Origin of the sequence: Photobacterium sp. GB-210 (genome assembly GCF_003026075.1) — a bacterium.
GTDB lineage: Bacteria > Pseudomonadota > Gammaproteobacteria > Enterobacterales > Vibrionaceae > Photobacterium.
The window spans coordinates 640,860-665,872 of record NZ_PYNU01000002.1 but is presented as its reverse complement, the minus strand read 5'-3'; the positions used below and the strand labels follow the sequence as shown (position 1 = coordinate 665,872).

General features: G+C 38.2%; 22 protein-coding genes and 1 riboswitch. Of the genes, 17 read left to right on the top strand and 5 right to left on the bottom strand.

Annotation, left to right across the window (positions count from 1 at the left end):
• The first annotated feature begins 25 nt into the window (after positions 1-25).
• The 5 genes from ccoN (at position 26) to C9J38_RS06555 (ending at position 6,790) form a co-directional block, all read left to right on the top strand.
• A complete protein-coding gene (gene ccoN / locus C9J38_RS06575; RefSeq protein WP_107206381.1) occupies positions 26-1,459 on the top strand; it encodes a cytochrome-c oxidase, cbb3-type subunit I in 1,434 nt (477 codons plus the stop codon).
• The gene (gene ccoO, locus C9J38_RS06570) at positions 1,452-2,060 is read left to right on the top strand and encodes a cytochrome-c oxidase, cbb3-type subunit II (protein WP_107206380.1); all 609 of its coding nucleotides are present in this window, start codon (positions 1,452-1,454) and stop codon (positions 2,058-2,060) included. Before ccoN ends, ccoO begins: the two co-directional genes overlap by 8 nt.
• The gene (ccoP, locus tag C9J38_RS06565; protein WP_107206379.1) at positions 2,057-4,255 is read left to right on the top strand and encodes a cytochrome-c oxidase, cbb3-type subunit III; all 2,199 of its coding nucleotides are present in this window, start codon (positions 2,057-2,059) and stop codon (positions 4,253-4,255) included. Before ccoO ends, ccoP begins: the two co-directional genes overlap by 4 nt.
• A gap of 136 nt (positions 4,256-4,391) precedes the next feature.
• Positions 4,392-4,565: riboswitch (Lysine riboswitch) on the top strand.
• Positions 4,566-4,650: 85 nt separating this feature from the next.
• The gene (locus C9J38_RS06560; protein WP_107206378.1) at positions 4,651-6,231 is read left to right on the top strand and encodes a Na+/H+ antiporter NhaC family protein; all 1,581 of its coding nucleotides are present in this window, start codon (positions 4,651-4,653) and stop codon (positions 6,229-6,231) included.
• Positions 6,232-6,349: 118 nt separating this feature from the next.
• Positions 6,350-6,790 carry a VOC family protein gene (locus tag C9J38_RS06555; protein ID WP_107206377.1) on the top strand — a complete coding sequence of 147 codons (441 nt, stop codon included), beginning with the start codon at positions 6,350-6,352 and terminating at the stop codon, positions 6,788-6,790.
• A gap of 60 nt (positions 6,791-6,850) precedes the next feature.
• Here C9J38_RS06555 and C9J38_RS06550 read toward each other — a convergent pair whose 3' ends face one another.
• From C9J38_RS06550 to C9J38_RS06535, 4 genes are all read right to left on the bottom strand, one after another.
• Positions 6,851-7,501, bottom strand: a complete 651-nt coding sequence (locus C9J38_RS06550; protein WP_107206376.1) for a Qnr family pentapeptide repeat protein — start codon at positions 7,499-7,501, stop codon at positions 6,851-6,853.
• A 100-nt stretch (positions 7,502-7,601) separates the two neighbouring features.
• Positions 7,602-7,994 carry a cystatin domain-containing protein gene (locus C9J38_RS06545; protein ID WP_107206375.1) on the bottom strand — a complete coding sequence of 131 codons (393 nt, stop codon included), beginning with the start codon at positions 7,992-7,994 and terminating at the stop codon, positions 7,602-7,604.
• A gap of 126 nt (positions 7,995-8,120) precedes the next feature.
• Complete coding sequence (locus C9J38_RS06540; RefSeq protein WP_006645414.1) at positions 8,121-8,462, bottom strand: 5-carboxymethyl-2-hydroxymuconate Delta-isomerase; 342 nt, start codon at positions 8,460-8,462, stop codon at positions 8,121-8,123.
• Positions 8,463-8,641: 179 nt separating this feature from the next.
• Positions 8,642-8,998, bottom strand: a complete 357-nt coding sequence (locus C9J38_RS06535) for a DsrE/DsrF/TusD sulfur relay family protein (RefSeq protein WP_107206374.1) — start codon at positions 8,996-8,998, stop codon at positions 8,642-8,644.
• 315 nt (positions 8,999-9,313) lie between these two features.
• On the opposite strand from C9J38_RS06535, the gene C9J38_RS06530 reads away from it, so the two are divergent.
• The 11 genes from C9J38_RS06530 (at position 9,314) to tusE (ending at position 23,136) form a co-directional block, all read left to right on the top strand.
• On the top strand, positions 9,314-9,838 hold the full coding sequence (locus C9J38_RS06530) for a hypothetical protein (protein WP_107206373.1): 525 nt from the start codon (positions 9,314-9,316) through the stop codon (positions 9,836-9,838).
• A gap of 185 nt (positions 9,839-10,023) precedes the next feature.
• Positions 10,024-13,092 (top strand): EAL domain-containing protein, encoded by a 3,069-nt coding sequence (locus C9J38_RS06525; protein WP_107206372.1) that lies wholly within the window; start codon positions 10,024-10,026, stop codon positions 13,090-13,092.
• Between the two features lie 70 nt (positions 13,093-13,162).
• Positions 13,163-13,504, top strand: a complete 342-nt coding sequence (locus C9J38_RS06520; protein WP_107206371.1) for a hypothetical protein — start codon at positions 13,163-13,165, stop codon at positions 13,502-13,504.
• A 650-nt stretch (positions 13,505-14,154) separates the two neighbouring features.
• On the top strand, positions 14,155-15,381 hold the full coding sequence (gene gltS, locus C9J38_RS06515; RefSeq protein WP_107206370.1) for a sodium/glutamate symporter: 1,227 nt from the start codon (positions 14,155-14,157) through the stop codon (positions 15,379-15,381).
• A 313-nt stretch (positions 15,382-15,694) separates the two neighbouring features.
• A complete protein-coding gene (locus tag C9J38_RS06510) occupies positions 15,695-16,924 on the top strand; it encodes an OFA family MFS transporter (protein WP_107206369.1) in 1,230 nt (409 codons plus the stop codon).
• Between the two features lie 582 nt (positions 16,925-17,506).
• Positions 17,507-18,535, top strand: a complete 1,029-nt coding sequence (locus C9J38_RS06505; protein ID WP_107206368.1) for an amino acid ABC transporter substrate-binding protein — start codon at positions 17,507-17,509, stop codon at positions 18,533-18,535.
• A gap of 108 nt (positions 18,536-18,643) precedes the next feature.
• Complete coding sequence (locus tag C9J38_RS06500; protein ID WP_107206367.1) at positions 18,644-19,843, top strand: amino acid ABC transporter permease; 1,200 nt, start codon at positions 18,644-18,646, stop codon at positions 19,841-19,843.
• Positions 19,844-19,848: 5 nt separating this feature from the next.
• Positions 19,849-20,946, top strand: coding sequence for an amino acid ABC transporter permease (locus tag C9J38_RS06495; protein ID WP_107206366.1), 1,098 nt, complete (start codon positions 19,849-19,851; stop codon positions 20,944-20,946).
• A 13-nt stretch (positions 20,947-20,959) separates the two neighbouring features.
• On the top strand, positions 20,960-21,736 hold the full coding sequence (locus tag C9J38_RS06490) for an amino acid ABC transporter ATP-binding protein (RefSeq protein ID WP_369917481.1): 777 nt from the start codon (positions 20,960-20,962) through the stop codon (positions 21,734-21,736).
• Between the two features lie 248 nt (positions 21,737-21,984).
• Entirely contained in the window at positions 21,985-22,653 is a 669-nt protein-coding gene (locus C9J38_RS06485; protein ID WP_005368338.1) for a Bax inhibitor-1/YccA family protein, read from the top strand.
• 153 nt (positions 22,654-22,806) lie between these two features.
• Complete coding sequence (gene tusE, locus C9J38_RS06480) at positions 22,807-23,136, top strand: sulfurtransferase TusE (RefSeq protein ID WP_005368340.1); 330 nt, start codon at positions 22,807-22,809, stop codon at positions 23,134-23,136.
• 83 nt (positions 23,137-23,219) lie between these two features.
• Here tusE and yccX read toward each other — a convergent pair whose 3' ends face one another.
• The gene (gene yccX, locus C9J38_RS06475) at positions 23,220-23,492 is read right to left on the bottom strand and encodes an acylphosphatase (protein ID WP_107206365.1); all 273 of its coding nucleotides are present in this window, start codon (positions 23,490-23,492) and stop codon (positions 23,220-23,222) included.
• Positions 23,493-23,590: 98 nt separating this feature from the next.
• Here yccX and C9J38_RS06470 point away from each other — a divergent pair, with 98 nt between their 5' ends.
• Complete coding sequence (locus tag C9J38_RS06470; RefSeq protein WP_107206364.1) at positions 23,591-24,997, top strand: methyl-accepting chemotaxis protein; 1,407 nt, start codon at positions 23,591-23,593, stop codon at positions 24,995-24,997.
• Positions 24,998-25,013: the final 16 nt, after the last annotated feature.

Below are 25,013 nucleotides of genomic sequence, written 5' to 3'. Positions count from 1 at the left end.
GGCATTACTTGCTAAGGTTATGACGATGGATACTCAGTATAATTATAAAATCGTTAAGTACTTTATGATCGCGAGTGTTAGTTGGGCGTTCATAGCTATGTTAATTGGTGTTATTTTAGCTGCGCAACTTTATTGGCCTGCCCTTAACCTCGATTCTGAATACTTTCAATTTGGTCGTCTCCGTCCATTGCATACTAATGGCGTCATTTTTGGCTTTGTCGTCAATCTTTTAATGGGAACGTCCTTTTATATTGTTCAACGCACCTGTAAAACACCGCTATATAATAACACTGCTGCTTGGTCTGTCTTTTGGGGTTGGCAATTTATCCTTCTTCTTGCCCTTATTACCCTGCCATTAGGTTTTACTACCTCAAAAGAGTACGCCGAACTTGAATGGCCAATTGATGTCTTAATTGCTGTTATCTGGGTGATGTACGCCATTGTGTTTTTTATGACAGTCGCCAAACGTACCGTTCATCATATCTTTGTTGCTAACTGGTTTTACGGCGCGTTTATTATTGTTATTGCGATGATTTTTATTGCTAACAATCTCGAATTGCCTGTCACGATGTGGAAATCTTACTCTATTTACTCAGGGGCTGAAGATGCTATCGTGCAATGGTGGTGGGGACATAATGCGGTTGGTTTCTTATTAACCGCTGGCATCATTGGTATGAACTACTATTTCATTCCCAAAATTGCCGAGCGCCCTATTTACTCTTATCGCTTATCTGTTATTCATTTTTGGGGCTTAGTCGGCTTTTATACTTGGGCTGGTACGCACCATCTTATTTATTCTTCTGTGCCAGATTGGTTACAAAATCTCGGCATTGTGATGTCGTTAATTTTATGGCTTCCCTCATGGGGTGGCGCGTTTAATAGCATCATGACCTTGCTCAATAATAAGCAGAAACTTAAGCACGATTACATTATGTGGTTTTTCTTCTCTGCCATTGTTTACTACGCGCTAGCGACTTTTGAAGGGCCATTATTAGCCATTCGTTGGTTTAATATGATTGCGCATAATACCGATTGGATCATCGGTCATGTGCATTCAGGAGCCCTAGGTTGGGTTGGCATGTCTGCCATTGCCGTATTTTATTACTTTATTCCTCGTTTATATGGTCACGAGCAATTGTGGTCAAATCGTTTAGTTAAATGGCATTTCTGGTTTGCACATATTGGGATTGTACTTTATGCCGTTGCACTGTGGATAGCTGGGATCGGACAGGGCTACATGTGGCTAAAAGAAGATCCTAATGGCTCGCTTAGCTATAGTTTTGTCGAAGCGATGAACTTCAGTGCACCGTGGATGTTAGTTCGCTTTATCGGTGGTGCGTTGTTTGTGTTAGGTATAATTCTAATGATTTATAACCTATACAGAACGCTAAAACAGCCAAAGCCTAGATCAGTTAAGCATCAAAATGCGGCAACAGAAAAGGTAGATACTCATGATTAATAAAGATTTTACCTCATCTGTAGTGATCCTTATTGTTGCAACAACTTTGGTTGCTGCCTTTTCATTCTTAGTATGGGTACTTCCTGCTTTTTTTTACCAAGATAAGTTAATTGCACAATCAAGCGCGAAGCCATTAACCGCGTTAGAAGTTGCTGGTCGCGATATATATATCAGTGAAGGTTGCCATACTTGTCATACCATGATGGTTCGTCCATTAAATGCAGAAATTAAACGTTATGGACGATATAGCCGAGAAAGTGACGATATTTATGAGCATCCCAATTTATGGGGTTCAAAACGTACCGGACCTGATCTCACCAATTTAGGTCGAAAATATTCAGATCAATGGCACATCATCCACTTAAGAAATCCCCGCGATGTTGTACCAACGTCGATTATGCCCTCTTATCCTTGGCTGTTTGAGCAAGTACTCGATGGTGAAGACATTGATGCAAAGCTGATTGCGTTACGTACGCTTGGTGTTCCTTACACTGATAAGGAAATTAAACAGGCGCGCTTAGAAGTAAAAGGTAAAACTAAGGCACAGGCATTAATCGCCTATCTACAAAGTCTGGGACAAGATCAAGGAGTACGACCATGAGTACTTTTTGGAGTGGTTGGGTCATTACCCTAACCCTGATTTTTCTCGCAATAATGATCGTCGTTGTTGCCTACTACTGGAAGAAAAACAGTGCCGCCAATGCTAATCGGACCGTCGATAGCTTTGATGGTATTGATGAAAACGATGCCGCCGTACCTAACCTTCTACTCCTTTCTTATCTTCTTGCTTTCATTATTGCTGCCATTTTCTTGGTACTCTACCCAGGCATGGGAAACTGGCAAGGGCTTATGAAGTGGCAATCAAGTAGTGAAGCAGCTTCAACCTCTCCCACCTCGTTAGCCAAACAAATTAGCCAAATGTCTAATGGCGATACATCATTTCAAACTTTAAGTACCTCGCCTGAAATTGTGGTCGCGGGTCGTGCTTTATTTCAAACCCATTGTGCGGCTTGCCATTTAAATCAAGCACAAGGTCAACTTCATTTCCCTAATTTAAGTGATACCGTTTGGCTTTATGGTGGCAGTGATGAGGCGATCCATCATTCGATTGTTAAAGGTCGTAATGGGGTCATGGCTGGTTGGAAAGATATTCTGACTGAAGAAGAAATTGAGCATGTCTCATATTATGTCGCTTCACTTGAAAAAAACCGCATTATCGCAGAGCCAGCTATTAACCTTGAACTCGGTAAAACTGTATTTGATGCTAACTGTACGGCTTGTCATGGCAGTGATGCAAAAGGTAATACTGCGATTGGTGCGCCAAACCTAACCGATAATATCTGGCTTCACGATGGCAGTGTTGAAGGTATTATTGCAACGGTAAAATATGGCTTAAACAATCTCATGCCTGCTTTTGCAGAGCAGCTCAGCGATAGCGAAATTCAAGCATTAGGCGCTTATATTCGCCACCAAGGAAATAGACAAAACGAGAAACTCGCAGCGCTTGATCCGGATATGGTCAGTAAAGGGCAATATCTTGCCTACGCAGGTGATTGTATTGCTTGTCACACTGGTGAGGGTGGCGAACCATTTGGCGGCGGTTTAGGATTTTTAACGCCATTTGGTACGCTTTATTCAACCAACATTTCAGCGCATCCAACCTATGGTATTGGGGACTACACCTATGATGAATTTTACGATGCGCTACATAAAGGTAAAGGCAAGCATGGTTACCTTTATCCAGCGATGCCCTACTCGTCTTATCAGTATGTGACAGATGAAGACACACAAGCACTTTGGGCTTATATGCAATCGCTCAATTTTGTGAATACTCGTAATGAAGAAAATAAGATGATGTTCCCAAGTAATATCCGGTTAGGACTACTTGGGTGGAATATCGCCTTTCTTAATACCGATCCTTTGCAATACCCAGCCGATGCCACTGAACAATGGAAACGGGGTAAATATTTAACCATGGGGTTAGGTCACTGTTCTGAATGTCATACACCACGTAACATTGCACAAGCTTTGATAGAAAAAGAGTTATTCCAAGGCAATTTAATTGATGGCTGGAAGGCTCCGGATATTACCGCAACAGAGTTATACCAAGACCGTTGGGATGTAAAAACATTAACCGAGTTTTTAAAAACGGGTCATTCAGATAAAGGAACCGCATTTGGTGGTATGGCGGAAGTGGTACAAAACAGTACCCGCTTCTTAACAAAGCAAGACGTTGCAGCCATTGCGGAATACTTGATCACTGGTGATAAATATAACGAGTTAGATAGCTCGGTTCCTCAGCTTACCCCACCAGGCTTTGGTGATTTGGTACCTGCCACTGTTGATATTCAAACCGTAGAGCTAAAACCGTTAAGTAGCAACGATCCTGAAAACGAAGCCAAACTATATGGTGTGTATGTGCAAACCTGTGGTGCATGCCATGGTAAAGACGGTAAAGGTAGGAAAGGGATCGCCCCTACGCTGCTTAACAACGGGATAATTATGCACAGTGATCCTTACGATACCATTGCCGTTACCATTCGTGGTTTATCGCCAAACTTCATGGAACAAGACAGTAACTTTATGCCTATGAGTAGCTTTAACTCGGTGCTCAGTGATGCCAACCTTGCGAAATTAATTAGCTTTGTCCGAGATAAGTTAGGTGATAGAACTGTACCTGTTACACCACAAGAAGTGGCAGAGGTAAGAAAAGATTTAATTAAAGGTGGCTATGCTGGGAATATACACGCCATGACAACACCAGAACAAAATCAGCCTAATAGCATAACAGAATGAGCGATTATCTAAATGGAATATATCGCTACTAATTGGTTAACATGCCATCAACAGTAACAATATTTACAATTAATATGCATTTTCTGTCTGCTTTTTATTGCCTAAGCAAAATTAATAGGTATCATCAAATTTCAATCCTTTGAGTAGAGGCGCGCTGCCTAAAAGTATCCGGATGGAGGGTGACACCTTTGAAGTCTGGGGAAAGGAGTCGGCGCCGAAGTGTTTGTTGTGTCGTCAACAATCGCTGGGTCTGCATTAAATAAGTGCAGAACTGCCATAGTTATTTTGTCTATGGAGCGCTACCCTAAGGGATACGAAGAAGTATTTTTTCTCCTGAAATCTGTTTCTCTATCCTTTCGGTAGATCTCCACCTAATATAGGTGTTTAAGAGATCCATGAATCTAGTTCAATATTCTGACTCCCTGCTATCTGTTGTACCGCCCTTACTGGCGGTTGTTTTAGCAATCACTACACGACGTGTATTGTTATCACTTGGCCTTGGTATTGTTGCAGGCGCAATCCTTCTTAATGATTACAGCCCTTTAGCGGCGCTTCAATATATCATAAATAAAGTTGTAGGCCTTGTTTGGGCAGACGGTGCTGTAAATAGCGGTAACGTTAATATGATCATCTTTATGCTTTTGCTCGGTGGTTTGATCAGCTTAATGACAGCAACAGGTGCAACTAAAGCATTTGCTGAATGGGGTGTTCGTCGCTGTAAAGATCGCCGTAGCGCAAATATGCTAACGGGTTTAATGGTTTTTGCTTTCTTTATTGATGACTTTTTCCATAGCTTATCTGTGGGGCCTATTTGTCGTCCAGTAACAGATCGCTTCAATATCTCACGTGCAAAGCTTGCTTATTTACTTGATTCAACGGCTGCACCTGTTTGTGTTATCACGCCAATTTCTTCTTGGGGTGCTTACATTATTGCTATTCTTAGCGGTATTTTAGTAACAAACCATATTACCGATATCAGTGCTATTTCATTGTTTGTTCAGATGATCCCAATGAACTTGTATGCCGTGTTTACGCTATTAATGGTTATCGTTGTTATTTTCTTCCAACTTAACATTGGTCCAATGCGTCAACACGAAGCATGGGCAGAAGAAGGTAAGCTATGGGATGAATCTAAAGGCCACCCTAAAGGCTTAGAAATTACGACTGAGTCTGAAGGCCAAGGTACTATGATTGATATGGTATTGCCTATTCTGACACTGACAGTCTCAAGCGTTATCTTTATGATCATCAGTGGTGCTGAAGTATTAAGCGCAAAAGGCGAGGCTTTTAGCTTAATTGCTTCTTTAGAGCATACCGATCTAGGTGCTTCATTGGTTAATGCATCTTTATGTAGCCTAGCTGTTTCTATTCTTCTAGCTTTACGTTTAAAGCTGCCACGTAAGACTTGGTTAACTGCGGCACCTCAAGGTGTACAAGCGATGATCCCTGCAATCATTATTCTACTTTTTGCATGGACGATCGGTACTGTTGTGAGTGATATGTCTACAGGCCAATACCTAGCCTCTTTAACAAAAGGGGGGTTCCCAACGGAATTACTACCAGCATTAGTCTTCATCCTTTCATGTGCAATGTCATTTGCGACAGGTACAAGCTGGGGCACGTTCGGTATTATGTTGCCACTTGCTGGTGATATGGCGGTAGCAAGTGATGCTCACCTATTAATGCCGATGTTATCTGCAGTACTTGCAGGTTCGGTATTTGGTGATCACAGCTCACCTATTTCAAGCACAAGTATCTTGTCTGCAACAGGTGCAGGTAGTCACCATATGGATCACGTTATGACTCAGCTTCCTTATGCTATTACTGTCGCTTTTGGCGCACTATTAGGTTATTTGGCAATGGGTATCTTATCTTCAACAATTGCGGGTATTGCAGTAAGCTCTGTTTGGTTCCTTGCATGTTGTACGATTCACCTACGTCGTCATAAGAAACAACTGCAAGCGGTAACAGCATAAATAAATACATTAATATTAGATCATAAAATCTAATAATCCCCGTTCGTTTTAATACGCATTTGCTTTATGCTAAGTATTAGACAACGGGGATTTTTTTGTATAAAAGCTAGGAAATAGAATGGAATACTTACATACCATGGTACGAGTGAGCAACTTAGATGCTTCACTGGATTTTTACTGTAACAAGCTTGGTTTGGTAGAAATTCGACGAAAAGAAAGCGAACGTGGACGTTTTACTCTCGTATTTTTAGCTGCACCTAATCAGGCAGAAACGGCAAAAGAAACACAATCGCCTTTATTAGAACTAACTTATAACTGGGATCCAGAATCGTACACTGGTGGCCGTAATTTTGGTCACCTCGCTTTTGCCGTCGATAATATTTACGATTTATGTGCTCATTTACAAAATAATGGTGTTGTCATTAATCGCCCACCCCGTGATGGACATATGGCATTTGTTCGTTCACCTGATGGCATTTCGATTGAACTGCTACAAAAAGGTGACGCACTAGAACCCGCTGAACCTTGGGCTTCGATGCAAAACCAAGGTGAATGGTAAGAAATAGCTTTTTGTTTGTCGGTATTATTTTATTCAATAATACCGACAGTTTTAGAGCCTTTAAAGCACAATAATGCCAAGTTGACTTAGTAATTGCTCTTGTTGCCAGTCGCAAATTTTTACACCGTTCAAATTCACACGTCGAATATCAACCCCCTCTAAATCCACATGACAAAGATCTGCGTCTTCTACAACGCATTGACCCCACTGTTCAGAGGAAAACTCACCGCGACTTAAGTCAGATCCTTTAAACGATGTTGCCAACAAATTAGCCCCATTCCATCGGTTTTCAAACAGTTCGCACTGCTCTAATTTTATGTCTTCGAAATTGCTATAACGTAAATTGCAGCCAGTGATAAATGCCGAGCAAAAGAAAGTGTTATGGGTAATATAATTTGCAAAAGAAGCATATTGAAAATCAACGCCTTGGAGATTAGATTGTCGCATTTCTATGCCAAAACACTGCGCATTACGAAAACTAGCCATTGACAAATTACACTGCTTAAAACTCGCATCTTTGAGCTTTGAATAGGAAAAATCACAGCCTTTGTCATCCCCCACATCAATAAAATTACAGTTGATAAAACTCGCTTCAACTAAATTTGCACGTGAGAAATCACAACGATAAAACTGACAATTTTCAAAAATAGCTTCGGACAATTCTTGTTTAGAAAAGCTTTCATCTTGATAGCACTGACCTACAACATGCATACATTATCTCTTCTATTACTCTGCGACTGATCAAAAAAAAGCGCAATTACTGATTGCTCAATAATAGCGCTTTCTCAATCTATTAGAACTTATTATTTAATTACTTATGAACATCACAATTCGAAGCTACTGATGATACTTGTTTTACATCTTTAACATCATAAGTATTCTGTAGGCTATGGAAAACAGTCGCATTGTAGTAATCACCATTTTCAATACTAAATGTAATTGAGTAGTTCATACCTGCAACCACTTGCTGTGTTACATGATAGATTTTACCGAGCTGATGCTCACCATGGATTGCTTTAACGGCGTCTTTTGCTGCTTGTTCCACTTCAGGTGTTATGTCACCTTGTGCCCAACCACCAACGATTGCGTGAGAAAAATTACAACTTTCTTGCATATTCGCCTCATTCGAAGTTACGTCTTTTGCAGAATTACATGCAACTAATGTAACTGAGCTTAAAGCAATGAGTAAAACTTTCTTATTCATCATCAAATCCTAATTCACATTTTCTGCATATATATCAACAGAAAACATGATTAAGTGCAAATATACTTTATTCGAACGGTGATTTATTGCTATAAGTAATGATATAAAGCAATTATATTTGCATTTTTATATGACATACTTGCGATAAGATTGCTGATTAATATCTTCAATCTCGACTGTGACGCAAATATCATTCTGAAACATTGCTGCCACTTGGTGCAAGATGACTTCCGATAGATTATCTTTTTGCTTTGGATCTCTACCTGGAAGTACCCTTACGGTAATATGAACGAAAGGCTTTTCGGTTGTCCCTGTACGATATAACTCATAAGGTATGGCACGGGTTTTTATATCTTCTTCATCAAAAAGCCCTGAACTAAACGTCGCGTAATGCGTTGTTGCCATTAATTCATTTAAATTAATCTCTGTTTCAAGATCTTTGGCATATTCAATAATGCAATGCGGCACAGCTTATCTCCTGTATATGAATAGCTTATTTAATGACACTAGCATATATAAATAAGAGAACTCTTAGTTTGATCAGCTTTTTGATAATAAATACATTTAATATCTGAGTTCTTTTGCTTTCTGTGATTCCTGTACAAAAATAGCTCTTTTCTGTTACGTTAAATCACTGAGCATAACAATTAAAATGTTAGTACTTTTTCCGCCTTTAGTGTCCAACTTGCTAAATCATCTAACGAGCCTATTTCACAATCTTCAATGAGCAATGACTCAGACAGCCCTCGCGCACAACAACAGGTTTTACACAATTTGACCTTGCTTCCTTGTGCAATAAGGATTTCAAGCATTTGTTGAATATCATAGCCTTCTACCGGATTTTGCTGTTTCATCGCGCACATCACAGCATCAGACATTAAAAACAATTTGAGACTTACAGGTTGTTCTTCCTGTTCATTAAGTTTAATGGCTAAGCGTAATGCATTAAAAGGACGCTCAGAGCCATAAGGAGCGTCATTGATAACGATTAAAATAGTTTGCATTTAATACCCATCTAAAAAATAAAATCAATTGCCTTTATTGTCACACAAAATGAGATTAAATATATAAAAACCCCAAACACTACTGATCAATAATAGCAATAGTCAATTAATATCACAGTTCACATTTCTAATGTCTTTACGTCACTGTACGTCTACAAAACATTCAGTTAGTACACATTATTATCTCAAATTCACGTTATATGCATATTCTACTATTCTCAACTCGAATAATTTGGCACATTACCGCCTCAGTTGATTTAACACGTTTATTCATAGCAGCTGAAGTGTACTTAACCTCTAGAATGAGAACATAAAATGAGTCATCGTCTTCAACTAACCGATGCACCATCGGTCCTATTTTTATTTGGTCTTTCTGGTGCCGGTAAATCTTTTGTCGGTGATGTCATTGGTGCTCATGACGATTGGTTTGTTTACCATGCAGATGACGATTTAACTGATGAAATGCGTGAAGTTATTGCTGCGAACAAGCCTTTTACGGATGAAATGAGAGATGATTTTTTTATTCGTATCAGTCAAAAAGTTAATCACTTCCGGACTCTTTATCCCCGTGTAGTGGTTACACAAGGTGCTTATAAAAAACAACACCGTGATTTCCTACGTCAAAGTATCACAGACATAGATATGATTTATGTCACTGCAACGGACTCGTTAATTCACCAACGTTTAGAGTATCGTATCAATGGTATTTCTAACGAAAGTGCAGACGCTATAAAGCATATTTTTGAAACACCTGATGATACTGTAAAAACAATTTTTAATTGTGAAGGCAAGGCTTCTATCATTGCGCAATTAAACCGTTTTTATAACAATATGCAATAAAAACATGATAGATAAGATCATTAAATTTTATGTTTATAAATTTAACCTTGATGCTACCTTGTTACTTTTATAACTTCCTTGAAATATTTACCCGTCACGTTTCTCATTATTTCCCCTTAACTATATGAACACTTTAGCATAGACTTATACATTGTATGTCTATGGATTCATATTAAGGTGTCTGTGTGAATGGGTTAAAACAGTATCTTCTTGCCATTTTAGTACCATTAGTTGCTATGGTGACTATTTTAAGTCTCTATTTTTACCAGAAAGACAGTGTTCAGCTTGCAGAACATATCAAAGAAAATGAACTGCGCCAGTTAGATTCTCTTATACAAATTAGTTACTTACATCTAAACACTATCACTGAAGATTTAAACCGTCTCACTTATCAATTACAGCAAGAACCTCTTCATGAACCATTACGGGTCTTGGAAAAGGCAAATGTACTAAAACAATTTAAGAGCATCCTTATTACCTCAGAGCTCTATGACTCCATTCGATTAATTGACTATAAAAACAGCCAAGTTCTTCTCCTGGACAAGGTGAAAGATGGCTTTCATATTGATTACAGTAAAGTCATTGAAGAACCACAAGAATTAAAAAATATAGATCATACATTTTCTCTTAATAATAAAATAAGCTACATTTATAAACATCAAAATAAAGTATCATTTTATCAACATTTAAAATTAGAACACAGCAATTGGGTTGTGCAGCTAAGTTACCACCAAATCCCTGTTAGTAATATTGCAAGCAATAAAGAGCGTACAAATTTTATTATTAACAATGATGCAAAATGGATCACACAGCCATACTTAAACAAATCACTGACCCCATCAAGAGATGATAATACAAGTTCTGATGACGTACTTTTCTCTGTTACCTATCCTTATTTATGGAACGCTGTAAAACGATTAAACAAAGGACAAACGATCATTGGTGACTATCTCTACACCTATACCCCACTGATATTTAAAGATAAAAAATTAAATAAAAATATAGATAAAAACACATCTGAGTGGGTGTTAATTTCCTCACTAAATTTTGATAAAGAACTGAACAATCTGTATTTTTCTAATTTTACACGAATACGTTTAACCGCCATTTATATTACGTTTTTTATTTTAATTATTAGCTCAGCAATGTTGATACGACGATTAATTAAGAATCGTAAAAATGAACAGATATTACGTAAGCAACGAGATCAAAATCTAAAAAGATATACGGCGGTTATTAAAAATAGCGAAGATGGTATTGTAGCACTCAATAAAAATAGAGAAATTACAGCGATTAATGACGCTGCTTTTAAAATACTTAATATTCATTCTCGCGCTTTACAAAAACCATTAATAGGTCTCTTCTATTCAAAACAAATTCAAGATGAACTCACAACCTTACTTAATACTATTGATCAATTACCTAACACAGAGCATTTAAAGACTCATATAAAACTTAAATATAAACGTTCAAAACACCTTGAAGTTATTGCAACTAAGCAAGTTGATAATGTTGAAGATAACATTTTACTTCATATTGCTGATATAACTTATTGGGTTAATCGTGAGAAGAAATTACAAGCCTTATCTCGCGCAGCAGAACAAAGCGCAGAATCCGTTATCATTACCGATAAAAATGGCTTTATTCAGTATGTAAATACGGCTTATGTAAAAATGAGTAACAAGCCTTTAAATCAGCTTATTGGTAGCCACAGCTCAATTTGTATTAATGACTATATCGATAATAAGCATGAACAAGATGAACTCATTAGCAAATTAGTCTCAGGACAATCCATTCGCCATGTTATTACCAAAAAAACGGATAACGATATAATTTATATGGATTATACCATTTCACCTATTCGCGGTGATGATGGCAATATTTGTAACTACATAGCAACAAGCAAAGACATAACAGACAGAGTCAGTTATGAAAATAGATTACACCGTCTTGCACACTATGATGCATTAACCCAGTTACCGAATAGAACAATGTTTACTCAAGATATTGCACACAGCATGCAAGAAGCAATTCGACATAAGGCTCAAATTGCTATCATCGTGATCGATTTAGAATTAACAAAACAGCTTCATGAATCCATGAGTAATGAAGACATTGAAAAAATCCTTTTAATTGTCTCAAAACGGATAAAATCTAATTTACGTGAGACAGATGTTTTAGCCCGTATTGATACTAATGAATTTGGCATTTTAATCAGATCATTTCACGATTTACAAACAATCACGCAAGTGGCTGAACGATTACTACAAAATACTAATGCGCCGTTATCTATCGATAGCCAAGTACTTTCTATCTCAACTAACATTGGTATTGCATTAAGCTCAGACACCGAATCAGACCCAAAGCTGATACAAAAATACGCTCACATGGCCTTATATCGCGCTAAAGGATTATCCGGTAGCAACTACTGCTATTTCACTGAATCGATGGAAGCGGAAAACATTCAGCGTTTAATACTTGAGTCTGACCTTCGGAAATCCGTTGGTAGTGAACAATATGAATACTTCTATCAACCTAAGGTGAATGCCAATACACACACACTGTGCGGTGTTGAAGCCCTACTACGTTGGAAAAACAGCAAAGGAGAATACCGTTCACCTATTGATGTTATCCCTGTTTTAGAATCATCCGAGCTTATTATCGATGCTGGGCGTTACCTGATAAATCAAGCATGCCTTCAATTAAAATCTTGGCAAGACAAAGAGTATTACTTTGATATTGCAATCAATATTTCTGCAAGACAGTTATTAGAAGCCGACTTAGTAGAAACAATAACACAAGCGATTAACAATACGGGTTGTAACCCTCATTTTCTCGAACTTGAATTAACAGAAAGCGTGCTCATGTGTGATGTTAATTTTGCTTTAAAACAGCTTAAATCTTTACGTAAACTAGGCATTAAAATCGCTATTGATGATTTCGGAACTGGTTACTCTTCCCTCGCTTATCTTTCGCGCTTTCCTATAAACATTCTAAAAGTCGATAGAGAATTCATCAAAGATCTGCCTTTTAACAAAGACAGTATTACGATTTGTCGTTCTATCATAGAACTTGCTCATAATTTAAATTTAACAATTGTCGCTGAAGGTGTTGAAACAGAAGTTCAACTTAAGTTCTTAGAATCTCTCGGCGTGGAAGAATTACAAGGCTTTTATTTTGATAAACCATTACCATTATCCGATTTTGAGAGGAAATATTTAAACACAAATGAAATAAGGTCAACTTTAAGTTGAAAACAAGGTTCTCATCATTCTTAATGTGTCTTATTATTATGGTAATGAAATTGTTATGTAGGATGCTTTGATGAGCTTTGATGACCACTTAAATAACTTTATCAAGCAGCGCGATCAATTTGGTGGCACAGCCCAACAACGGCAGCAGAAACGTAATAGCTATGTCGTTGTCGATGCAACGGATCAAAGTAAAGCCCGTGAGTCGATGGCTCGTGAACAAGAATTAGCTGCAAAACGTGCTGAATTTGAAACCAAACAACACCATGAACGCGTGAGTGGGCGTTGTGTTTTACCAGATGAAGCACAAACATTGGAAAACAATAAATTACAAGCAAGACCGGCAGATCCTAGTCGTATCGCATATATACAGCAGCTTAAAAAAGATCTAAAACTCAAAAAATACAGTAACTGATTTTATCTTCATTCATCAAAAGGAAGCTATCGCAATAGCTTCCTTTTTTATTATAAATAACCAAATAAAATTACAATAAGTTTTAATCACAATAAATAGAACACAAAAAACAAGCACAAATTACAGCATTGAATACTCTTAAAGTGTAAATCGCTCAATTTTTTTAATTTTTTATCCAAATAAATCAAAAAATATCTGTGCAAAAAACAACCAATCTTATATTGTGAGAAATTTCCGTTTTTTTTCAATTGCATTCATAATAACTAAAATTTCATTTTAACCTTCGTATTACAGTGCACATTTCGTTATAAATATGACTCAACTTACTGATTTAGGCAAAAACAATAAGATAAGCATATGTTTTATAATAAAAATTAAATTTAAAAGATGACATTTATGTAATTTTTATTTGCAGTTTTAACCTTCGAAAAATAACAACCGTCAACGCATAAAAATAAAACAATTCAATAACATCAAGAGCACCAGAAAGTAACTTCATTTACTTTTTAAAGTAGGTATATTCGATATTTTATACAATATCACCACTTAAAGCTTAATTGACTACTACATTATAATTTGAATAGCAATATGGTAAGAATACCTTTTAAACGTTAAAATTAGCGTCAAAGAAGTACAATAGAAGATTATCGATGAACACAACTATTCAAATTAATGAGCTCGAATCATTGCTCATAGCAATAATCGTGCTTTTTCTAGGTTACTTTATTAATAGTAAAGTTGCGATTTTAAGAAAGTATAACATTCCAGAGCCGATTGTTGGTGGCTTGGTTGTTGCTGTTATTATAACAATTTTTCATTTCCAAGGGTTTGATATTAGCTTCAAGCTAAGTATGAAAAATGCATTAATGGAAATGTTCTTCGCAACAGTTGGCCTTGCTGCTAGCTATAAACTCTTAGCGAAAGGTGGATCACGTGTCTTCTTATTCCTAGCCTTAGCAACGGTATTTATTGTTATTCAAAATGCTGTTGGCGTTGGCTTAAGTAAGCTACTTGGTCTAGATCCATTACTGGGTCTTGTTGTTGGCTCGATTACATTATCAGGCGGTCATGGTACAGGCGCCGCTTGGGCACAAACCTTCTCGACTGACTATGGCTTAAATACGCTTGAATTATCGATGGCATGTGCAACATTTGGGTTAGTCATGGGTGGTATTATTGGCGGACCTGTCGCACAGCGTCTTATTAATAAATACAACCTAAAATCAGATTTTGGTGAAAGTGGTAATCACCATATTGATCACCCTGATCTTGTAACATACAGCGACAAAGAAGAAGATCGTATTACCTCAAAGAATACAATTGAAGTGTTATTTATTCTTCTTGTCTGTGTTGCTGGTGCATCACATGCTAAAGAGTTTGTTGATAGCTTTGGTATTAGCGCACTTCGGATTCCTGAATTTGTTTACGCACTTTTCATTGGTGTCTTCATTACTAACTTTTGTGAAGGCACTAAGTGCTACAAAATCAATAAGGAAACCGTTGATGCTTTAGGTACTATCTCGTTATCCCTATTCCTTGCAATGGCCTTGATGAGCCTGCATTTATGGGAATTAATGGATCTCGCATTACCTATGTTGGCGATTCTTATCGTACAGACCATCGTGCTCGCGCTATTTGCTTACTTCGTAACTTTCCGCGTAATGGGTAAAAATTACGATGCCGCAATTATTGCTGGCGGCCACTGTGGCTTTGGTATGGGTGCAACACCAACAGCTGTAATGAACATGGGGGCACTTGTATCTCGAAATGGGCCATCACCACAGGCATTTATGGTTGTACCTATTGTTGGTGCTTTCTTTATTGATATTACTAACCTACTTGTACTACAGGGCTATATAAGTTTCCTTGGTCACTAATAGTAATCACACTTCATAGTTCATAAAGGGGAAAGAGATGCACTCTTTCCCCTTTTGTTATTCCTTTTGAAATACTCAATAACGCCACAAATAAATAACACCCCCATTACATTCACCTCTCAATTAAAACGCTATTCAAATTCAGTTACACTCTAACTTTCATACTTTCAGCTCATTTGTAACAAACAATTTCTAGCCAATTTTAAATTTAAATAATCTTGATAAGATTCGCGCACTTTAAAAAACCCATTTAGATATAACATTATCTTTGTTGGCAAAGTGATCTGCTGACATCGCCTTAATTGAGAAAAGTATGAAAAAATTTGATAGAGCAATGCAGATCTTACTTGCTGGATTCTGCATTAATTTGTGTATGGGTATTCTTTACGCATGGAGTGTTTTCAAAAAAGCACTTGTTGTTGATTTAGGCTGGTCAAATGCCGACGCTTCGCTACCTTATACGGTTGCCATTATTACCTTCTCATTATCATTATTGGTGGCAGGTATTCTGCAAGACCGTATGGGTCCACGTCGAGTACTCATCCTAGGCACAGTGATGGTTGGTCTAGGTATGATCATTTCAAGCTTTGCTACCACGCCTACGTTACTGATCGTAACATTCGGTATCTTAACAGGTAGTGGTATCGGTTTTGGCTACGCGTGTCTTAGCCCATCTGCAATGAAATGGTTCCACCCTTCGAAGAAAGGTCTTGTTAATGGCTTAATTGCAGCAGGCTTTGGTTTAGCTGCTGTATACTTAGCCCCGCTAACATCTTTCCTGATTAAAGAAGTTGGAATAAATACAAGTTTCTTAGTATTAGGTATTGCTGTACTTATTATTGCAGTGCCTCTTGCTTGTACCATTAACAATCCACCAGCAGGCTATACACCAGAAGTCCCTTCTGGCTACGATGTAAATAATAAATCAGGTAATGCAGCAGATCTAAACTGGCGTGCAATGCTAAAAACACCACAGTTTTACTCTCTTTGGGTAATGTATGCATTTGCTTCTGCATCAGGTTTGATGATCATTGGTAACATCACCTCTATTGCAGCAACACAAGCAAATATCGCAGATGCTGCATATTTAGTTGTAATTTTAGCAATATTCAACTCTGGTGGCCGTGTAGTTGCAGGTATCCTATCTGACAAGATCGGTGGCATTAAAACCCTCATGATTGCCTTTATTATGCAAGCAATCAACATGGTAATGTTCGCAACGTTTAAGTCTGATTTTACGTTAATTATTGGTGCAGCCGTTGCAGGTATTGGTTACGGAACACTGCTTGCAGTATTCCCATCAATCATTGCTGATTTCTATGGTTTGAAAAACTATGGTGCAAACTATGGTGTACTTTATACCGCTTGGGGTGTGAGTGGTTTCATTGGCCCTGTCGTAGCGGCGTTCGCTGTTGATACTACAGGTACTTACACACTGGCATATACCGTGTGTTCTATCATGCTTGGTGTCGCGGTTGTGCTTTCTTTTGTGACTAAAAAAGTAGATTCAGTCGCACTGGCAGCAAAAGCGACAAACGCATAACGAACTAAAATATAAGTAAGAAAGACTCAATTTTTATTGAGTCTTTCTTTATAAGACAATATTCCCCAACTCGAAAAAATTCAAAACACTAATTCGAATAATAGAAAAAAATCAGACTTAAATACTTAACATATCGACTAAATATGATATTTAAGTTTAATCTACGACAAAATACCAAACAATTTAACTACAAAGCAGAACTCCCACCAAACCGCATAAAAAATCATAATTATGCAAATTGAACATCTTTGAAGATATCAAGATACAACTTAACCTCTGCGTTCACCAACTTAAAACACCCGTTTAAATAAGGCCACAGCGCAATAATCACGCCAATATACTCATTATTTTCAATCCCTAACCTCACACTATTCAAAGCACCCAGCATGAATAATTAGTCACATATGGTAATGATTATTATTTTATTCTAATTTTCATCTTGTTAGCTTTTCGTGATCTATATCTTTTCGTTCACTAGACCTTTTATTTTCTCTTCCTATAATTAACAACTGTTAACATGTTGTTAAAATTATTAACGATCTATTTTTAATTTCACATCAAGACCAACAAAGGAAGGTACAAATGGCTAATAAATTATCAGTGGTATTTGCGGCGTTAGCCTCTTCAACTGCCCTTTTTGCTGCAAACGCCAATGCTGAAACTACGTTAGACAAAGTGATGAAACAAGGTTATGTCCAATGTGGCGTAAGTGCTGGTCTACCTGGCTTTTCAAACCCTAATGCAAAAGGTCAATGGGAAGGCCTTGATGTAGAATTCTGTCAAGCTATTGCGGCAGCAACTATTGGCGATAAATCGAAAGTTAAATACATCCCACTGACAGCAAAAGAGCGTTTCACTGCACTACAGTCTGGTGAAATTGATGTTTTATCGCGAAATACTACATGGACACTCCACCGTGATACCTCTTTAGGCCTCAACTTTACCGGTATTAACTATTACGACGGTCAAGGCTTTATGGTTAAAAAAGACATGGGCATAAAAAGCGCTAAAGAATTAGATGGTGCGGCAGTTTGTGTCCAATCAGGAACGACTACGGAGCTAAACCTTGCTGATTACTTCCGTGTTAATGGTATGACTTATAAGCCAGTTGTATTTGATACAGCACCTCAAACATCTAAAGGCTTTGATTCTGGTCGTTGTGACGTATTAACAACGGATCAATCTGGTCTATATGCTCTGCGTTTAAACTTAAAAGATCCTAATTCAGCTGTTGTACTACCAGAAATTATTTCTAAAGAGCCTTTAGGCCCTGTAGTCCGTCAAGGTGATGACCAATGGTTCAACGTCGTTCGCTGGACGCTCTTCACTATGATCAATGCTGAAGAATTCAATGTAACTTCTGCTAACATTGATAAATTAGCGAAAGAATCAAAAGATCCAAATATCCGTCGTCTTATTGGCTTAGATGGACCAAAAGGTAAAGGCTTAGGACTTAAAGATGATTGGGGCTACCAGATTATCAAACAAGTAGGTAACTACGGTGAGAGCTTTGAGCGTACTGTCGGTGAAGGCTCACCACTTAAAATTAAACGTGGTTTAAACGCGCTTTGGACGAACGGTGGTATCCAATACGCACCACCAATTCGTTAATCACACGCATAGATATTTATTGAAAGAAACATAGTACAACGTAGCACTATATAGGGATTCGGCAACGGGTCCCTACTTTTACATCTCAATAGGAACTGAGGTTGTTGTATGGCTCCTACACCACATACATCGGATGTATCGAATCCAAAGTCCAAACAGAACATTTTTTATAACCCAACTTTCAGAGCGGTTATTTTTCAACTTATTGCTGTTATTGGGCTAGTGTTCTTTTTTTACTCCATCGTAAATAATGCCCTTACCAATTTAGAATCACGAGGTATCTCGACAGGATTTGACTTTCTTAACCAAGAAGCAGGATTTGGTATTGGCTTAACACTGATTGATTACGATGAAACTTACACTTATGGGCGAACCTTTGTTATTGGATTACTAAATACTGCGTTAGTTGCAGGATTAGGTATTATCCTTGCCACAATTATTGGCTTTATCATGGGCATTGCTCGACTCTCTTCAAATTGGTTAATCAGCCGTTTAGCTGCTGTTTATATTGAAGTCTTTCGTAATATTCCTTTATTACTGCAAATCTTTTTTTGGTACTTTGCAGTACTCCAGGCACTTCCCTCTCCTCGACAAAGTATCAGCTTAGGCGAAGCTATATTTTTAAATATTCGCGGACTATCTATTCCTAGCCCTATCTATGGCTCGGGCTCTGAAATTGTTGGATGGTGTTTAGCCATTGCTGTTGTTATTTCTTTGTTCTTTTATCAATATGCTAAGAAAAAACAACAACAAACAGGTCAACAACTTCCCGTACTATTAACCGTAACAGGATTAGTTTTAGGCTTGCCGTTAATCGCCTTTTTTGTCACAGGTATGCCCATTGATTTGGAATATCCAGAACTTAAAGGTTTTAACTTTAAAGGTGGAATAACCATCCTTCCTGAACTTGCAGCCCTTTTACTGGCACTAAGCATCTATACCGCTTCATTTATTGCTGAAATTGTTCGTTCAGGTATCAATGCTGTTAGTCATGGTCAAACCGAAGCTGCTGAAGCATTAGGGTTATCGAGAAATAAAACCTTACGCCTTGTCGTTGTACCGCAAGCACTGCGTATTATTATTCCGCCGCTCACCAGCCAATATTTAAATTTAACCAAAAACTCATCGCTTGCGATGGCCATTGGCTATCCCGATCTTATTTCTGTCTTTGCAGGAACAACCTTAAACCAAACAGGTCAAGCTATTGAAATCATAGCAATGACTATGGCTGTCTATCTCACATTAAGCCTATTCACCTCTTTGGTGATGAATATCTATAACAAGAAAGTCGCGTTGGTAGAGAGGTAATCACTATGAATAAACATCAATTTCAACCCGATCTACCGCCACCAGCTAATACCGTCGGGATTATAGGCTGGTTACGTACCAACTTATTTTCCTCTTTGACCAATAGTATCGCGACATTTCTCTTAGGCTATTTTGCTATTTTAGGCATTTGGTACATCGTTGAATGGGCATTTATTAATGCTGACTGGACAGGTGATAGTCGTGATGCATGTACCAGTAGTGGTGCATGCTGGACATTTATTAACGTCCGTTTTGATCAGTTTATGTTTGGCTTTTATCCAACAGAAGAGCTGTGGCGACCTAAACTTTTTTACGCAACATTAGCCCTGTTCATTGGACTATTAGCTTACGAAAAAACACCTTATCGTGGATGGATATGGCTATTTTTCGTCAACATTTATCCATTCATTGCCGGCTTCCTGCTTTATGGTGGCGTATTTGGTTTACCGATTGTTGAAACGCACTTATGGGGCGGCCTATTAATTACCTTAGTAATTGCGATTGTTGGTATTGTGGTTTCTTTACCCATCGGCGTCGTACTCGCCTTAGGGCGACGTTCAGAAATGCCTATAATTCGTAGTATTTGTACGGTTTATATTGAGTTATGGCGAGGTGTTCCACTGATCACCGTACTCTTTATGGCATCGGTAATGCTCCCTCTTTTCCTTTCCGCCGAAATGGAAACCAATAAATTATTCCGCGCACTTATTGGTGTGGTGATGTTTAGTGCCGCTTATATGGCAGAGGTTATTCGTGGAGGCTTACAAGCAATCCCTAAAGGGCAATATGAAGCAGCGGATGCATTAGGTTTAACGTATTGGAAGAAGATGTACCTTATCGTTTTACCTCAAGCGTTAAAGATTACCATTCCCTCTATCGTAAATACGTTTATCGGCTTGTTTAAAGATACCAGCTTAGTCCTCATTATCGGTATGTTTGATGTATTAGGTATAGGGCAAGCAGCCACCAGCGATCCTGAATGGTTAGGCTTTGCAACTGAAAGCTATGTCTTCGTTGCTTTAGTCTTCTGGATTTTCTGTTTTGGGATGTCACGTTACAGTATTTATTTAGAAAACAAATTACACACTGGGCACAAACGTTAGCAAGGACAGCATTATGACGAGTAGTACTTCAAAACCTAACACGGATAACACCAGCTCTGATCTTATGATCCAGCTAACTGATGTGAATAAGTGGTATGGTCAATTCCATGTTCTGAAAAATATTAACTTACAAGTGAAGAAAGGCGAGAAGATCGTGATTTGTGGTCCTTCAGGATCAGGTAAATCAACCATGATCAGATGTATTAACAGCTTAGAAGAACACCAAAAAGGACAAATTATTGTTGGCGGTACAGAGCTAACTGATGATTTGAAAAATATCGAATTAGTACGTAAAGAAGTCGGCATGTGTTTCCAGCACTTCAACCTCTTCCCTCACCTAACGGTATTAGAAAATTGTACTCTTGCTCCTATTTGGGTAAAGAAAATGCCAAAGAAAGAAGCAGAAGCGTTAGCGATGAAGTACCTTGAGCGGGTACAAATTACCGATCAGGCGAATAAATTCCCAGGACAACTTTCTGGTGGTCAGCAACAACGTGTTGCCATCGCCCGTTCACTTTGTATGAATCCGCAAGTTATGCTTTTTGATGAGCCTACATCAGCACTCGATCCTGAAATGGTTAGAGAAGTGCTTGATGTTATGGTTGAATTGGCAAATGAAGGCATGACGATGCTTTGTGTGACTCACGAAATGGGGTTTGCACGACAAGTTGCTGATCGGGTTATATTCATGGATCAAGGGGAAATCATTGAAGAAAATAATCCTCATGATTTCTTTGATAATCCAAAATCTGATCGTACCCAATTGTTCTTAAGCCAAATATTACATTAAGCCGTATAATTTAAATGTTTCAAAGAAAACAAGTGATTAGTAGCGCTAACCATAGTTACTTTGAAACATTTACTTACACATTTGTCTGATTTTCATCGCCGCGGTTAAGTAATATACGAGCTAAGTGATGATAACGTGCTTCAGTACAAATATTTTAATGTTGAGTGCTTAGTTAAACTTGCTTTTATGGTAATTTAGCCTCATATATAAATTAATAGTCTCAATATAACTACCCTAAGGGGATTTTTATGAACGATCGTATAGTTAATCGTGACGGCGGTTACGAAGGCTTACTATCTACCAACAAGGTTCTACGTAACACCTACTTCCTACTTTCGTTAACTTTGTTATTTTCTGCAGGTATTGCAGGTGTAGCGATGGCAATGAATGTACCGCCTGTACACTGGATTGTATTACTTGTAGGTTTCTATGGTTTAATTTTCTTAACCGAACGTAACCGAGATAGCAGCTTAGGCTTAGTTTTCGTCTTCGCACTGACTGGATTTATGGGTTATACCTTAGGTCCAATTCTAAACATGTATGTTGGCGCGGGTATGGGCGATGTTGTAATGACTGCCCTAGGTGGTACAGCAGTAACTTTCCTTGGCTGTTCAGCTTACGCACTAACAACTAAACGTGACCTATCGTTCTTAAACGGTATGTTAATGGCAGGCTTTATCGCAATTCTTGTTGCAGTGGTTGCTAATATCTTCTTGAAGATGCCAATGCTGTCACTTGCTATTAGCGGTATGTTTGTTCTGTTCTCATCAGCTGCAATTCTATTGACTACACAGTCAATTGTTCGTGGTGGTGAAACAAACTACATTTCAGCGACAGTAACGTTGTACGTTTCTATCTACAACCTGTTCCTAAGCTTGTTGCAAATTCTTGGTGTTATCAACAGCGATAATAACTAATAGCAACCGCTATTCTTAATACTAAATGCCCGCTATCTTGCGGGCATTTTTATATCAGAAATAGTCAAATACATGAACATAGTGAACAGTTTTACTTGCAGCGCCGTACCACACTAACTATGCTTTGAGCCGTAATGAATACCGAGGCTCACCATGCTTGAATTTAATAAAAAAGAAATCGAAACAGATGCACAAGGCTATCTGAAAAATGTTAGTGACTGGTGTGAAGAACTTGTCCCTTTACTTGCAGAAGAAGAAGGGATTGATCTTTCTGCTGCGCACTGGGAAGTGATCCATTTTGTACGCGAATTTTATTTAGAATTTAATACATCACCGGCTGTCCGTATGTTGGTTAAAGCAATGGCGAAAAAATACGGCGAAGAAAAAGGAAATTCTCGTTATCTTTATCGCCTATTCCCTAAAGGACCAGCAAAACAAGCAACAAAATTAGCCGGGTTACCGAAACCAGTAAAATGCATTTAATTCACTACTGTTACTAACCCTCTGTGGTCACAGGATACGCATTGACTTGCTATTTTGTGACCCTCTGTTATTGACAACAATGTCTACTTAATCGTAAATCCATCAACATGCCGCCATTCCAACTCTTCCGTTGTTATTGACTTAACATCAGCGAGCTTTACCCCGCTCCCTAACCAAAGTAATAACGCATCTATATTTTCTTTTTCACCACAAGCTAAAATTTCCACACTGCCATCAGGTAGGTTTTTCGCATAGCCTTTTAAACTGTATTTCAACCCTTCATGAGCAGTGTGAAAACGAAAACCCACCCCTTGCACACGGCCTGTAATATTCGCTCTTATACATAACTGTGACATTCATCACCTCAAGTTCTAAGTAATTTTGTCGATGTATATGTAGTTACACCATCAATGTTATCTCGCAACCACTTATCTATGCTCATTAGGATGTAAGTATGAAAGAAGTCGCTTTTCGATGGATCGATAAATACCTTATACATTTAAAAATTACAGAAAAATTTTACTTACTTTTTCTTCTTCCGTTTGCCGCTATTATCTTTGTTAGTGCTATTTTAGTTGATGCCGCCTCTCAACAACGCTTAGAAATAACACAGCAACAACTAAAGCTGACCGCTAACATCCTCCAACAACAAAATATTTCTTCTACTGATGCTGCCATTTTACTGCAAAATAGCGCAATAAAAGTGACAAATTCATCATCAGATTCTGTATTAGTGAATGGTCAAAATTATAGTTTACAAGCTGTCACACAGACTGGATTATTTGATTATTTATCAACAACTCAGTTTATAGTCACTGGCATTTTATTGGTTATTATTCTTGCTTCTGTGTACTACATCATGACCTTCATTGGCGGTGCGATGTTTAATATGCAAAAAGCGCTACAAAGTTTAGCCGATGGGGATCTCACCCACCGATTAAATTTCTTTCCTGTTCGAGATGAATTTAGCCTGATTGCTATCACAATAGATAAAGTCGCAGAACGTGAACAACAGTTAGTACTCGCAACGCAACAAGCTGTCGCGCTTATGCAACAAATAAGTGTGGATTTACATCGTCGCAGTGATAACAGTGGTGATTTATCACAATCTCAACAAAGCCATTTAGATTCACTCGCAAGTGCGACTGAAGAAATGGCAAGCTCAATTCGTGAAGTTGCTACCCACGCCCACGAAACATCACTGCAAACTCAAGAAGCACAATCGGTGAGTGAAAATGGTCGTGTAAAAGTAAGCGAAACAAAAAATGCCATTTCGATTCTTTCTAATGAAATTAATTCCGCCGCTCAAGCAGTATCTGCGTTAGATAGCAATGCGGCAAAAATTGATGACGTTGTCACAACCATTAATGGTATTTCAGAACAAACTAACCTACTTGCACTAAACGCAGCAATTGAAGCGGCACGTGCGGGTGAACAAGGGCGTGGGTTTGCCGTGGTTGCAGATGAAGTACGTACCCTTGCTGGGCGTACCCAAAGTGCTACTGTTGAAATTCAGCAAATGATTGAATCACTGCAACAAAATAGCCAACAGCTCATTGCTGTTATGAAAAATACCGTTGATAACGCCATTAACAGTGAACAATTAATGGATTCTGTTGATAGCGAAATTGGCCAAATTAACGAACGAAACCAAGGGATATCTGATCGTAGTTCCGAGATTGCAGCAGCTGCAGAACAACAAGGTGCTGTTGCTGAAAATATCGCAAGCAGCGTTGAACAGGTTCGCACCCAATCCAGTCAGATAGCACAGATGATCAGTGAATCTAGTAATGAGATTGAACAACTGAGCCAGCAAGCACAAACCCTTGAACACTTAATGAGTGGTTTAAAAGCCTCATAACCAGTTCCATTGCTTA